Source organism: Vibrio sp. 1978, from assembly GCF_033344345.1.
The window spans coordinates 1-552 of the sequence record NZ_JAWPOP010000871.1 but is presented as its reverse complement, the minus strand read 5'-3'; the positions used below and the strand labels follow the sequence as shown (position 1 = coordinate 552).

Here is a 552-nt window from a genome sequence, read left to right as displayed (position 1 = left end):
AACGGCAATCCTGCTTACACCGATGTCGGCAGCTTCTCAGACAACCTTGATTTAGATACTAACGCTCAAATTCCGCCGAACGTTGAAGTGGTATACACAATTGTCGCTCAGATTGACCGTTCAAATCCGGATCAAATTCTGTACTCTCAATTCAGTAATACCGCGACGGTTAAAACGCCAGATTCTACTGTCCAGTCATCAGCATCAGACAGCGTTACGGTGTATCCAAAAGAACCTAAGATCATCGTGACTAAAACCACACCGGATGACGAGTTTATCCCCGGTGATTGGGTCACATTTACGGTATCTATTTTCAACTTTGGTGAAGGTTATGCGAACGAAGTTCATGTAACGGACGATATTGTGGGTCTGGATGCGTTTTCTGAATGGACGATAGACGCGACGATTGATTCAAACAACTCGCCATACAAAACAGGCAGTTACGCAGGGCCTAAATCGGGTTACCCAAACAATGGAAATATTGACTCGCGTATTGATATCGACCCTAAAGTGGGTAGTGAGAAAGGCTCGGTGGTTTACGTTATTCATGGT

Annotated in this window: 1 protein-coding gene; it reads left to right on the top strand. The window is 44.7% G+C overall.

Annotated features, from left to right (window positions below; genetic code table 11):
- Positions 1-552, top strand: a 552-nt coding sequence (locus R8N49_RS29600) for a hypothetical protein (protein ID WP_318190755.1), incomplete at both ends; no start/stop codon positions are given.